At 72.7% G+C, this 11,843-nt stretch carries 13 protein-coding genes; 6 read left to right on the top strand and 7 right to left on the bottom strand.

Going from position 1 to position 11,843, the window contains the following annotated elements; genetic code table 11:
• The first annotated feature begins 29 nt into the window (after window positions 1–29).
• The gene (locus OG624_RS15330; RefSeq protein ID WP_033223954.1) at window positions 30–1,364 is read left to right on the top strand and encodes a VWA domain-containing protein; all 1,335 of its coding nucleotides are present in this window, start codon (window positions 30–32) and stop codon (window positions 1,362–1,364) included.
• 44 nt (window positions 1,365–1,408) lie between these two features.
• Window positions 1,409–2,449, top strand: a complete 1,041-nt coding sequence (locus OG624_RS15335; protein ID WP_161294065.1) for an FHA domain-containing protein — start codon at window positions 1,409–1,411, stop codon at window positions 2,447–2,449.
• A gap of 13 nt (window positions 2,450–2,462) precedes the next feature.
• Here the strand turns inward: OG624_RS15335 and OG624_RS15340 are convergent, their stop codons facing one another.
• The gene (locus OG624_RS15340; RefSeq protein ID WP_033223952.1) at window positions 2,463–3,452 is read right to left on the bottom strand and encodes a methyltransferase domain-containing protein; all 990 of its coding nucleotides are present in this window, start codon (window positions 3,450–3,452) and stop codon (window positions 2,463–2,465) included.
• A gap of 131 nt (window positions 3,453–3,583) precedes the next feature.
• Here OG624_RS15340 and OG624_RS15345 point away from each other — a divergent pair, with 131 nt between their 5' ends.
• Complete coding sequence (locus OG624_RS15345) at window positions 3,584–3,991, top strand: globin (protein ID WP_033223951.1); 408 nt, start codon at window positions 3,584–3,586, stop codon at window positions 3,989–3,991.
• Window positions 3,992–4,006: 15 nt separating this feature from the next.
• On the opposite strand, the gene OG624_RS15350 is transcribed toward OG624_RS15345, so the two are convergent.
• From OG624_RS15350 to ettA, 3 genes are read right to left on the bottom strand one after another with little or no spacing between them, the layout of a single operon-like run.
• On the bottom strand, window positions 4,007–4,717 hold the full coding sequence (locus OG624_RS15350; protein WP_371587782.1) for a hypothetical protein: 711 nt from the start codon (window positions 4,715–4,717) through the stop codon (window positions 4,007–4,009).
• Window positions 4,714–5,175, bottom strand: coding sequence for an acyl-CoA thioesterase (locus tag OG624_RS15355; protein ID WP_033223949.1), 462 nt, complete (start codon window positions 5,173–5,175; stop codon window positions 4,714–4,716). The genes OG624_RS15350 and OG624_RS15355 overlap by 4 nt, the downstream gene beginning before the upstream one ends.
• A gap of 10 nt (window positions 5,176–5,185) precedes the next feature.
• Entirely contained in the window at window positions 5,186–6,850 is a 1,665-nt protein-coding gene (ettA, locus tag OG624_RS15360) for an energy-dependent translational throttle protein EttA (protein ID WP_078909513.1), read from the bottom strand.
• A 292-nt stretch (window positions 6,851–7,142) separates the two neighbouring features.
• On the opposite strand from ettA, the gene OG624_RS15365 reads away from it, so the two are divergent.
• The 3 genes from OG624_RS15365 to OG624_RS15375 all read left to right on the top strand — a co-directional run bounded on the left by OG624_RS15365 (window position 7,143) and on the right by OG624_RS15375 (window position 8,367).
• Window positions 7,143–7,589, top strand: coding sequence for a hypothetical protein (locus tag OG624_RS15365; protein WP_033222259.1), 447 nt, complete (start codon window positions 7,143–7,145; stop codon window positions 7,587–7,589).
• Between the two features lie 172 nt (window positions 7,590–7,761).
• Entirely contained in the window at window positions 7,762–7,989 is a 228-nt protein-coding gene (locus OG624_RS15370; protein ID WP_161294069.1) for a hypothetical protein, read from the top strand.
• Window positions 7,990–8,073: 84 nt separating this feature from the next.
• Window positions 8,074–8,367 (top strand): hypothetical protein, encoded by a 294-nt coding sequence (locus OG624_RS15375; RefSeq protein WP_371587783.1) that lies wholly within the window; start codon window positions 8,074–8,076, stop codon window positions 8,365–8,367.
• A 31-nt stretch (window positions 8,368–8,398) separates the two neighbouring features.
• Here the strand turns inward: OG624_RS15375 and OG624_RS15380 are convergent, their stop codons facing one another.
• The 3 genes from OG624_RS15380 to OG624_RS15390 form a co-directional block, all read right to left on the bottom strand.
• Entirely contained in the window at window positions 8,399–9,874 is a 1,476-nt protein-coding gene (locus OG624_RS15380) for a bifunctional phosphatase PAP2/diacylglycerol kinase family protein (RefSeq protein ID WP_371639503.1), read from the bottom strand.
• 155 nt (window positions 9,875–10,029) lie between these two features.
• A complete protein-coding gene (locus OG624_RS15385) occupies window positions 10,030–11,247 on the bottom strand; it encodes a thioester domain-containing protein (protein WP_371639504.1) in 1,218 nt (405 codons plus the stop codon).
• Between the two features lie 179 nt (window positions 11,248–11,426).
• Window positions 11,427–11,834 (bottom strand): single-stranded DNA-binding protein, encoded by a 408-nt coding sequence (locus OG624_RS15390; protein ID WP_033222265.1) that lies wholly within the window; start codon window positions 11,832–11,834, stop codon window positions 11,427–11,429.
• Window positions 11,835–11,843 lie beyond the last annotated feature (9 nt).

An 11,843-nucleotide genomic window follows, 5' to 3' on the forward strand; every position in this document is an offset into this window, starting at 1 on the left:
CCTGCCCGAGCACCCTAGGAGTCCAACCGATGGCGAATTTCGCCAAGCCGATTGCCCCAAGGTTCAGCGTGGAGGTGTATCAGAACGAGTTTCTCCCCGAGGGCGGACGGGACGTCCACGCCATCGTCACGGTCACCGCTGCCGGCGGTGCCACCGCCACGCGTGCACCGGTCGCCGACGGCACGGCGGCCGTGGTGCTCATGGTCGACTGCTCGGGGTCCATGGAGTACCCGCCGGAGAAGATGCGCGGTGCCCGGGAGGCCACGGCGGCCGCCGTCGACACCCTGCGCGACGGCACCGCCTTCGCCGTGATCGCCGGTACGCACGTGGCGAAGGAGGTCTACCCGGGCCAGGGCCGTCTCGCGATCGCGGACGCCACCACCCGCGCCCAGGCCAAGGAGGCCCTGCGCGGGCTGAGCGCCGGCGGCGGCACCGCCATCGGCACCTGGCTGCGCCTCGCCGACGGCCTGCTGCGCGGCTCCACCGCCGCCATCCGGCACGGTGTCCTGCTCACCGACGGCCGCAACGAGCACGAGGAGCCGGCCGTGCTCCGCGCCACCCTCGACGCCTGCGCGGGCCGCTTCACCTGCGACGCCCGCGGGGTGGGCACCGACTGGGACGTCAAGGAGGTCACCGGGATCGCGAACGCGCTGCTCGGCTCCGCCGACATCGTGGCCGACCCGGCCCACCTCGCCGAGGACTTCACGCGCATGATGGAGAACGTCATGGGCAAGGAGGTCGCGGACGTCGCGCTGCGCCTGTGGACCCCGGTCGGCGTGGAGATCCAGTACGTCAAGCAGGTGGCTCCCGTCCTCCAGGACCTGACCGACCGCCGCACCGAGGCGGGCCCGCGCGCCGGTGACTACCCGACCGGGTCGTGGGGCGACGAGTCCCGCGAGTACCACGTGTGCGTCCGCGTCCCCACGGCCACCGTGGGCCAGGAGATGCTCGCCGCCCGCGCCACGCTCGTGCTGCCGGCCACGGCGGGCGGGCCGGAGGAGAAGCCGACCGTCCTGGCCCAGGGCCTGGTGCGCGCGGTGTGGACGAACGATCTGGCGGCGTCCACCGCCATCAACGCGCAGGTCGCCCACTACACCGGGCAGGCAGAGCTGGCGGAGGCTATCCAGCAGGGCCTGGAAGCCCGCAAAATGGGCGATGTCGGTGGTGCCACGGCCAAGCTGGGGCGTGCGGTACAACTGGCGAGTTCCTCCGGGAACGCCGACACAGCACGACTCCTGTCGAAGGTGGTGGATGTGGTGGACGCGGTGGCGGGTACTGTGCGGCTGAAAGCGAAGGTCGCCGACGCCGACGAGATGACTCTCGACACGCGTTCGACGCAGACCGTCCGAGTGAAGAAGACCTGAGACCTGACGTGATGACGCAGGGAGAAGAAGGGGGAAGCGCCGCCATGCCGACCTGCCCGAACGGGCACCAGTCCGCTTCCGACGACTGGTGCGAGGTCTGCGGCCATCGCATGGCTGCCTCGGAGGGTCCGCCTCCGGTGCCCTCCTACGGCTACGGCTTCCCCCCGACCGCCGGTGAACCGACCGCCCAGGCCGAGCTCTGCCCGCAGTGCCGGACCCCGCGCGAAGCCATGGCGCCGTTCTGCGAGGAATGCCGCTACAACTACCTCACCCGTACCCCGACTTCGTACGCGCCGCCGGTCCCGGACCCGGGCCCCCAGGCGACCGGTGCCGGCGCCGGCGGTGGCGGCGGCGCCGGAGGAGGGCGCGGTACGCCTCCGCCGCCCGTGCCCGCTCCGGGGACCTACTCCCAGGACCACTTCGAGTACCAGGGTTCGCGGCCGTCGCGGGTCAACCGGCCGGCCGAGCCGCTCCAGCGCGAGGACGACTGGCTGCTGCCGCCGCCCGCGCACGAGCCGCTGGAGTACCAGCAGGCTCCGCAGTCCCGGTACCAGCAGCAGCCCCCGCCGCCGCCGCAGCGGGAGTACCAGCAGGAGTACCAGCAGCAGGGACCGCCGCCCCAGCAGCAGTACCAGCAGCAGCCTCCGCCGCAGCACCAGCCCTTCCCGCCCCAGGGCGGGGGCGCCTGGAGCGCGACGATCGCTCCCGACCGCTCGTACTTCATGGCGATGATGCAGCGCAGCGGCCCCGAGGCCGCCGGGCTCAACCTGCCCGCCTACTCCCCGGAGCAGCATCTTCCGCTGTCCGGCGGGCAGATCACCATCGGCCGTCGCCGCGCCTCCACGGGCGAGTCCCCCGACATCGACCTGTCGGTGCCCCCGGAGGACCCGGGCGTCTCCCACCAGCACGCGGTGCTCGTCCAGCAGCCCGACCTCAGCTGGGCGGTGGTGGACCAGAACTCCACCAACGGCACCACCATCAACGGCGGCGAGGAGCCGATCCAGCCCTACGTCCCGGTCCCCCTGGCCGACGGCGACCGGGTCCACGTGGGCGCCTGGACGACGATCACGATCCGCCGCGGCTGATCAGGCCCTCGGTTCACCCCTCCCCCAGGGGCCACACGTACGGCCCCTGGGGATCGTCGAGCCACGACCACTGGCCGTCGGCGCTCACCGACACCCCGAAGCGTTCCCTGGCCGGGCGGCCCTCGCGGCGCCACAGGTCCAGGGCCTCGCGGGGGTGCAGCACGCCCGCGGTCAGGACGAGCATGAACTGGAAGCGCTCGTTCTCCACCAGCTCGTACGGGAGCCCGTACCCGAAACCGGCCGGGTCGGGCGGTGAGGCGGCCGTGGCCCCGCGCAGCGGGACGAAATAGGCCGAGGTGTGCAGGAAGTTGCCCTCGGCGAAACCGGCGTCCCGGACGGTCAGCGCGATCAGCCCCGTAGAGAGCGGCGCCAGGATCCGCGCCCCGGGCCGGCACTGGCCGAGCCAGGCGTGCGGGATCAGCGGGAGCGTGCAGGTCACGATGATCCGGTCGAACGGGGCCCGGGCGGGGCAGCCGCGCGCCCCGTCCCCGGTGACCACCACCGGCCGGTACCCGAGCTCGGCCAGGTGGGCCCGCGCGGACTCGGTGATCTCCTCGTCCAGGTCCACGCTGGTGACGTGGTCCTCGCCGAGCCGGTGGCACAGCAGGGCCGCGTTGTAGCCGGTGCCCGCGCCGATCTCCAGGACGTCGTCGCCGTCGCGTACGTCCAGGGCGGCCAGCATCTTCGCCATGAGGGAGGGCTGGCTGCTGGAGGAGACCTGTAGGCCGTCGCGCATCCGCGTCGCCAGCGGGGTGTCGACGTAGACCCCGCGCAGCCAGCGGGCCCGGCGTTCGGGGTCCGGGTCCTGCGCCCAAAGCCGCTCGTGACCGGCGCCGCGGCCGGTCCAGAAGTACGGGACGAACACGTGCCGGGGCACGGCCGCGAAGGCAGCGCGCCAGCGCGGATCCTCCAGTACCCCGGCGGCGGTCAGCTCCCGCACCTGGGCGGCGTGCGCGGTCTCCCGCAGGTCCCGTGTCTCGGTGTGCGCGGTGTGTGCGGCCATGCCTCCACTGTCCTGCGCCGGGCCGCCGCGTGCGAACGCGAGGGATGCGTGGGGCTCAGGGGACGCTGGGGGCCTCGGGGGGCGGTCCTAGGACCTCGGTCCTGGATCCGGGCGTCTGAGACGATGGTCGGGTGAATGATGAGATTCCGCGGGGCACGGTTCAGGAGCAGACCTTCTACGAGCAGGTGGGCGGCGAGGACACCTTCCGCCGCCTCGTCCGGCGCTTCTACGAGGGGGTCGCGGAGGACCCGCTGCTGCGCCCGATGTACCCGGAGGAGGACCTGGGCCCCGCCGAGGAGCGGTTCGCGCTGTTCCTGATGCAGTACTGGGGCGGTCCGACCACCTACAGCCGGCACCGCGGCCACCCACGCCTGCGGATGCGCCACGCGCCGTTCCAGGTGGACGCGGCCGCCCACGACGCGTGGCTGCGGCACATGCGGGTCGCGCTGGACGAGCTGGGCCTGGCGCCGGAGCACGAGGCGCAGCTGTGGAAGTACCTGACGTACGCCGCCGCCTCGATGATCAACACGGCGGGATAGCGGACTCCCGGGGGATCAGACCGGCCGGACCTGGAGGGCGCCCAGGCCGCCGGTGACGCCGGGGCGGCGCATGGCGACGGATCCGTACGGGGTGCGCAGCCGCAGCCAGGTCCCGGCCGCGAGCAGCGCCACGGGGGCGGCGTCGGGCAGGGACGCGGGGGCGGGCACGGCGGCCCGTACCGGCCGCAGGAAGCCCAGGGACTGCGCGGCGTGCACGGCGCGCAGCGGGAGTTCGGTGTCGCCCAGGGTGCGGGACCAGATCTCACGGCCGATGCGGTCGCGCTCGGACCGGGTCCGGTGCTGCACGGGCAGGGCCTCGTCCCGGGCCCGGAACTCGGCGACGGCGGCGGCCACGGCCGCTGCCATCTCCTCGGGGCCGGGCAGCCCCGGAACCTGCCGCCAGCCGCCTCGGGGCGGAAGCACCCCGGCCCACGGCGGCCCGGTGACCGGACCGGGCACGGTGGCCTCGGCCGAGGCTTCGTCCACGGACTCCAGCAGCTCACCGGCGGACACCGTCAGGTCCAGCGGCATCGCGACGGGCACGGCGAGCCGCACCGTACGGATGGCGAGGATGTCGAAGGACGGCGGCCGTCCGAAGACGGCGAGCGCGCCGCCGCCCGCCTGGAGGCGTACGGCGGCGGCGCGGTCGTAGTGCACCAGCCGGCCCAGGAAGGCGGCGAGGTCCGCCGCCTCCCCGGAATCGGCGAAGCGCAGCTGGTCGGTCATGCCGCGAGGGATCCGGTCGAGGACGCCTTCACGGGCTCGTCGAGGTACTCCTCGAGGAAGTGCCTCTCCTCGGCCGTGATGCGGCGGGGCCGCCCCTCGGCGAGGTTGTAGGGCACGACCACGGTCTCGGCGCGCACGTAGACCGTCTCGGGCGCGTCCTCGGTCGCCTCGTCCTTGACCTCGTAGCGGATGGTCAGGGACGCGGCGCCTATCCGGGTCACCCAGGACTCGATGAGGACCGGCTCGTGACGGTGCACGAGGGGCAGCTTGTAGTCGATCTCGTGGCGGGCCACGACGGACCCGCCCGTGAAGGACTCACTGCCCTCCCCCGGTGCCAGACGGAACATGAAGTCGATCCGCGCCTCCTCCAGGTAACGGAGGAAGACGACGTTGTTGACGTGCCCGAAGGCATCCATGTCCGCCCAGCGCAGGGGGCACCGGTAGTGGTGTCTGGCCATGACGGCGACCTCAGCCTCGCGTGAGCTTCTTGTAGGTGGCACGGTGCGGACGAGCCGCGTCCGGACCGAGACGCTCGATCTTGTTCTTCTCGTACGACTCGAAGTTGCCCTCGAACCAGTACCACTTGGACTCGCCCTCGTACGCCAGGATGTGCGTGGCGACTCGGTCGAGGAACCAGCGGTCGTGGGAGATGACCACGGCCGCACCGGGGAACTCCAGCAGCGCGTTCTCGAGCGAGGACAGGGTCTCGACGTCGAGGTCGTTGGTGGGCTCGTCGAGGAGCAGCAGGTTGCCGCCCTCCTTGAGGGTCAGCGCCAGGTTGAGGCGGTTGCGCTCACCACCGGACAGGACGCCGGCCGGCTTCTGCTGGTCCGGGCCCTTGAAGCCGAAGGCGCTGACGTACGCGCGGGACGGCATCTCGACCTGGCCCACGTTGATGTAGTCCAGCTCGTCCGACACGACCGCCCAGAGGGTCTTCTTGGGGTCGATGTTGGCGCGGGACTGGTCGACGTAGCTGATCTTGACGGTCTCGCCGACCTTGATGGCGCCGGAGTCCGGCGTCTCCAGGCCCTGGATCATCTTGAAGAGCGTGGTCTTGCCGGCGCCGTTCGGGCCGATGATGCCGACGATGCCGTTGCGCGGCAGCGTGAAGGACAGGTCGTCGATGAGGACCTTGTCACCGAACGCCTTGGAGAGGTTGTTGACCTCGACCACGATCGAGCCCAGACGCGGGCCCGGCGGGATCTGGATCTCCTCGAAGTCCAGCTTCCGCATCTTGTCCGCCTCGGCTGCCATCTCCTCGTAGCGGGCGAGGCGGGCCTTGGACTTGGTCTGGCGGCCCTTGGCGTTGGAGCGGACCCACTCCAGCTCTTCCTTGAGGCGCTTCTGGCGCTTCTCGTCCTTGCGGCCCTCGACCTTGAGGCGGGTGGCCTTCTTCTCCAGGTAGGTGGAGTAGTTGCCCTCGTAGGGGTGCGCGCGGCCGCGGTCGAGCTCGAGGATCCACTCGGCGACGTTGTTGAGGAAGTACCGGTCGTGGGTGACGGCCACGACGGCGCCCTTGTACTGCGAGAGGTGCTGCTCCAGCCAGTTCACCGACTCGGCGTCGAGGTGGTTGGTGGGCTCGTCGAGGAGGAGCAGGTCCGGGGCCTCGATCAGCAGCTTGCAGAGCGCCACGCGGCGCTTCTCGCCACCGGAGAGGGTGGTGACCGGCCAGTCGCCGGGCGGGCAGCCCAGGGCGTCCATGGCCTGCTCCAGCTGGGCGTCCAGGTCCCACGCGTTGGCGTGGTCCAGGTCCTCCTGGAGCTTGCCCATCTCGTCCATGAGGGCGTCGGTGTACTCGACGCCCATGAGCTCGGCGACCTCGTTGAAGCGCTTGAGCTTCTTCATGGTGTCGGCGGCGCCGTCCTGGACGTTCTCCAGGACCGTCTTCGACTCGTCGAGCTTGGGCTCCTGCATGAGGATGCCGACGGTGAAGCCGGGCGACAGGAACGCGTCACCGTTGGACGGCTGCTCCAGGCCCGCCATGATCTTCAGAACGGTGGACTTACCGGCGCCGTTGGGGCCGACCACACCGATCTTCGCGCCGGGCAGGAAGTTCAAGGAGACGTCATCAAGAATCACCTTGTCGCCGTGCGCCTTGCGCGTCTTGCGCATGGTGTAGATGAACTCAGCCAAGAGAAACCGTCCGGCAGATCGATGGTGGGCAGATACACCCCATCTTGCCAGGCGTCCATACCTCGGGGGAAACGCGTATGGCCCGGCCCCCTGAGCTGGGGCGCGGCCGGAGGGGGACGTGACGGTCGTGGCCGTCCTCGGTCGTTCTCGGCCGCCCTCGGGCCCCTCCTTCAGCCCAGGAACGGCCCGGCGACAGTCGCTCCCGGTCCCGTTCTCGCAGGTGACGGGTCCTGGCGGCCACCTCCGGGGAATCCACTTGCCCGGCAGGGGCCACGTGCCGTCACATACGGCCATGAGCAGAATGGCGCAGGTCCTCGTGCTGGCCCGGTACGAGGACGAGGTGATGGAGCCGCTGACGCGGTACGACGAGTCGCGTACATGGCGCGGCCGGTTCGAGCCGATACCGGACTGGTTCGTCGGCGGGTGGTACCTGGAGTTCATCCGGGAGAGCCAGCGCACCGGGATCCTGAAGGACCTGGAGGCACTGCCGTGGAACAGCCCGGAGTGCGTGCAGGTCATGCTCCACGACGAGGAGGACGACTGCTTCGGGCTGTGGATGTTCCGCGACGGGAAGCTGGTGGAGCTGCGGTTGCCAGGCACCGAGCGCTTCCACAAGCCGGCCCCGCCCACGCAGGAGTACGCGCCCCACCCCGGCTATTTGTGGCGCACGGACCTCGGGGACACGTGTCTGCCCGAGCAGACTCCGGAGGAACTGCGGGACCCGCGCCCGGCCTGGTAGGGGCGGACCCGGAAGGCGGTCGACAGCGTCTTCGAGGGGCCCGACGAGGCAGACGACGGCCCGCGGTCATCGGTGGCCGTGGACGGCCGGGACGGGACTGCATCCTTCGGCCTACCGTGCTCTCGACCTTGCGGACGACGCTCTCGGGGCACCACCGCGAGAGGGTTGATCCGTGCGAACAACCATCGGATACACCCTCGAAAGCATCGGCTACGTCGTAGGAGCCCAGGGGCTCGTCAGCTTCGCCTCGCAGACCTTCTTCGGCACGGAGTGGGGCTGGCTGCACAAGGTCGTCGACCTTCCGTCCGCCGCGTACCTCGGCATCGTCGCCGTGGGGCTGGCACTCGTCGTCACCGGCGTACGGACACGCAAGACCCCCGCCCCCCGCAGGACCGCCTGACCGGCGGTGACCGCGGCCTGGCCCCGGGGCAGGATGGCGGAGAACACGGGGGTGTGGCCTCCGTCCGCCGTTTCGGAGGTCCATGTGAACAACGCGCTGCTCGCGCTCGCCGGGGCGATCGTCGCGGTGACCGGCACCCTGCTCGCCCCGATCCTCTCGCAGCGCGTGCTCGCCCGCGGACACGCGATGACGGTCACGCCGGCCGGTGCGTACGGCCGGACCCTGCTGCCGGCGGACGGCAACCCGCAGCCCGGCTGGTCGTTCGAGGAGATACAGATCGAGCTGCTGCGGCTGGGGGACCGGTGGAAGGACATGCGCGGCATCATGCGGGCCGACCTGGGGGTGGATCCGGGGCAGGCGGGACCGGCCGACTCCTGACCCGCGCACCCGCACCCGCTCGGGTCGACGGTCAGCGGGGACGGTAGACGGTCAGCGCGTCGGGGAGTCCGTCGAGGACGAGCGCGGTGGGTGCCTCGGCGTGCTCGCCGTCGTAGGCGAGCGGGGTGCCCGCCGGGATGTCCCCGATGCGCAGGCTGCGCAGTCGGGTGGCGACGTGGACGGGGGACCGGCTCAGCGGGCCGGTGAAGGCGGCCGCCAGCAGCCGGGGGCCGGGGCGGCCGCCACCGTGGACGAGCCGGAGGTCGAGCAGGCCCTCGCCGAGGTTGTCGCGGCGGCGGGGGGTGGGGCCGGTGCCGTGGTAGGTGCCGTTCCCCGCGAAGAGCAGCCACACGCTCCGCGGCCGCCCGGCCAGCCGCAGCCGCACGGGCCGCTGGGCGCGCAGCACCCGCCAGGCCGCCAGCAGCGCGGCCGGGCCGCCGCCGATGCGCGGGCCCCAGCGCAGCCGGTGGCCCAGCAGCTCCGGATAGGCGCCGATGCTGAAGTTGTTCAGGAAGTAGCCGCTCTCGCCGTCGGGCCCCGGGGAGAAGCGGCCCACCCCGACGCGGACGGCCTGCCCGTCGGCCAGGGCCTGGCAGGTGGCCTCGGTCCCGGCGAGGCCGAGGTCCAGTGCGAAGTGGTTGAGGGTGCCTCCGGGGAACACGGCCAGCGGCACCCCGGCCCGCAGGGCGGCGGTGGCGGCCGCGTTGATCGTGCCGTCGCCGCCGCAGACGCCGAGCACGGTGGCCCGCGAGGCGGCCTTCGCGAGCGTGGCGGGCAGTTCCGGGCCCTCGCACTCGATCACTTCGGCCTCGGGCAGGCGGGTGCGCAGTACGTCGAGCCCCGCGACCGCGGCCGTCCCGGACGCGGTGTTCACCACCACGATGAGACCGGCCCCGTCGGGCAGCGCGGGGGCCCTGTCGGCCGGCCGCTCGTCGCCCGGTACGACCCGGGCTTCCTGCGCGTCCCGGGCGAGGCGGCGTACGACGAACCCGGAGGCCACTCCCAGCGACGCGCCCACCAGCACGTCGGAGGGGTAGTGCACCCCGGTGTAGACGCGGGAGAAGGCCACGGACGCGGCGACCGGGGCCAGCACGGCCCCCCAGCCCGGGGACGCGAGCGCCACACCGGTGGCGAAGGCGAAGGCCGAGGCGGAGTGCCCGGACGGGAAGGAGGTGGTCTGCGGCTGCGTGGCCAGCTGCCGGGTCAGGGGGACGCCTTCCAGCAGCGGTCGCGGCCGGCGTACGGACCACTTGCCGACGGTGTTGATGGTCGCGGAGGCCAGCGCCAGCGAGGCGACCCCGCGCACGGCGGCCTTGCGGGCGCCGGCCGACCCGAAGACGGCGATCGCCGCGGCGGCCCCGCCCCACAGCACGCCGTGGTTCGCGGCCCTGCCGAGCCGGGGCAGTACGCGGTCGGCCCCGGGCCAGTGCCGCCGGGCCACCGCGTCGAACAGCCGACGGTCCCACCAGGCGAATGCGCCGGACCAGGTCAGTTCTTGATCAGCCATCTTCTGCCCTTACCCCGGGTGGCGGATCCGAATCGGCCGACGCGGCCACCCGGCCCATCACGCCCATCCGTCCGAGCCGGGGGCCTTGGACGGGCGGGCGTGGAAAGGCGTGGACGGGCGTCGAAAGGCGTGGACGGGCGGGACATCCCACGGCTCTAGGGGGTGTCCTCCTCGTCCAGCGGGCGCTTGCGGAGCAGCAGCACCACCAGGCCGCCCAGGACCACCAGGCCCACCGCCAGGGAGGCGATGACCGGGGTGGCCGCCGAGCTGCCGCTGGTGGCCAGCCGCTCCTCGTCCGGGGAGGTCGTGGTGAGGGCCGCGAACTGGGAGCCCTGTGCCTCGGGGGCCGAGCCGGAACCGGTCCCCACGGTGTCGCCCGAGGCGTCACCCACCGCCGTCGCCGGGGGCTGCGGCCACACCGCCGTGGCCGTGGCGGCGGCCGCGGACTCGCTGGAGCCGGCCACGATCTGGGCGTGGGCCGGCAGCTCGCCGGTGAAGACCCGCCCGACCGGCACCTTGGTCGCGCCCTGGACGGTGACCGAGGCCGTCCCGTCGGGGGTGCCCGCGGGCACCTCGAAGTAGAGCCGGCTCCCGTCGACCGCGGTGGTGAGCGGCTGCCCGTCGGCGTCCACCACCCGCACCCCCATCGCGACGGCCGCCGCGTCCGGGATGACCGACACGCTCGGCGCTCCGGTCCGCACGGTCACCGGGCCGAGCCGGCTGCCCACCGCCCCCGACACGTCGCCCGGGTCCAGCCCGAGCGAGGCCGGCGGCTCCGGCAGCTGCCCCGCGGCCCGCTGCAGATAGTCGGCCAGCTTCTCGGCCGCCGGGTCGGCGGCCTCGACCTGCGCCCCGTCCGCCAGCCGCCAGATCGCCACCTGGGTTCCGGCGGCCGCGCTCTGCGCGGTGAGGGCACCGGCCCCGGCCGCCTTGGCGAGCCCGGCCAGATCGTTGTGCTGCGGGTAGGAGTGCTCCAGGACCCAGCGGATCCGGCCCGCCTCCCGGTTCCCGGCGAGCGGGCTGCCGCTCCAGCCGCTCTCGGTGTACCGGGCCTGCGGCTGGGCGTTGCCCGTCACGCCGACGCCGTAGGTCTGCAGCATCCCGCCGCCGTCGACCCGCATCTCGTAGAGCCCGGCCGGGATCTGCCGGACGGAGCCGTCCCCGGACCGCAGGACCGCCTGCCCGAACGTCTTCAGCCCGTCCAGCACGGCGCTCGCGCCCTCGGGTGACCTGCGCGCCACCGGACCGGAGTCGGCGACCGCCCGCGCCGCCGGCGCGGTGGCGAGGGCCGCGGCCAGCAGGGCCACCGCCAGCGGCCGGCGCGCGGAGCCCCGTACCGCGACGGGAGGTTCGAGCGGCGCGGCGGGAACCACGGCAGGAGTCGCGGCAGGAACAGCAGCAGCAGCGGCGGGTGCGGGAGCCGGAGCGAGCGCGGACGCAGGAGTGGAATCGGGAGCGGAGGATGCGGGAACGGCAATCGACACAGTCTTCCCCTTCGGGCCAAAGACCCTGGTGCCCGTGAGTACCGGGGAATCCTATCCACCTCGAACACTCAGACCACCGCCGCCTCCTGATTGACCATCAGTGGTGTCTCCGTCCGCACCACGCGTCGGAAGGCCGCGGTCCCGCGGTTCAGGTCGTGCCCGATGGCCGTCGCGTCGATCTCCGCGGAGAACCACCGGTTCCCCTCGCCGTCGGGCGGGTCCTCCCGCACCCGGAGCCGCCCGTGCACCACCAGCGGCTCGCCGACCGATACGGAGCCTGCGAGGTTCACGGCGAGGGTGCGCCGCGCCCACACCGTGTAGAAGCTGGTGGGTCCGTCCGTCCAGGCGTCCTTGCGCCGGTCGAAGTACCGTGGCGTCACCGCGAAGCGGAACCGTGCCGCCGGACCGCTCACCGTCTCCTTGTAGTCGATCTGCGTCGCCACATGGCCCACCAGCGTCACCTGGGTGTCGTACATTCCGGTCGC

Origin of the sequence: Streptomyces virginiae (genome assembly GCF_041432505.1) — a bacterium.
Taxonomy (GTDB): Bacteria; Actinomycetota; Actinomycetes; order Streptomycetales; family Streptomycetaceae; genus Streptomyces; species Streptomyces virginiae_A.

Bases quoted from the DNA above. Each gene is read 5' to 3' on its own strand.
- OG624_RS15330 (WP_033223954.1), top strand. From the start codon at position 30: ATGGCGAATTTCGCCAAGCCGATTGCCCCAAGGTTCAGCGTGGAGGTG.
- OG624_RS15335 (WP_161294065.1), top strand. From the start codon at position 1,409: ATGCCGACCTGCCCGAACGGGCACCAGTCCGCTTCCGACGACTGGTGC.
- OG624_RS15340 (WP_033223952.1), bottom strand. From the start codon at position 3,452: ATGGCCGCACACACCGCGCACACCGAGACACGGGACCTGCGGGAGACC.
- OG624_RS15350 (WP_371587782.1), bottom strand. From the start codon at position 4,717: ATGACCGACCAGCTGCGCTTCGCCGATTCCGGGGAGGCGGCGGACCTC.
- OG624_RS15355 (WP_033223949.1), bottom strand. From the start codon at position 5,175: ATGGCCAGACACCACTACCGGTGCCCCCTGCGCTGGGCGGACATGGAT.
- OG624_RS15365 (WP_033222259.1), top strand. From the start codon at position 7,143: ATGAGCAGAATGGCGCAGGTCCTCGTGCTGGCCCGGTACGAGGACGAG.
- OG624_RS15380 (WP_371639503.1), bottom strand. From the start codon at position 9,874: ATGGCTGATCAAGAACTGACCTGGTCCGGCGCATTCGCCTGGTGGGAC.
- OG624_RS15390 (WP_033222265.1), bottom strand. From the start codon at position 11,834: ATGTACGACACCCAGGTGACGCTGGTGGGCCATGTGGCGACGCAGATC.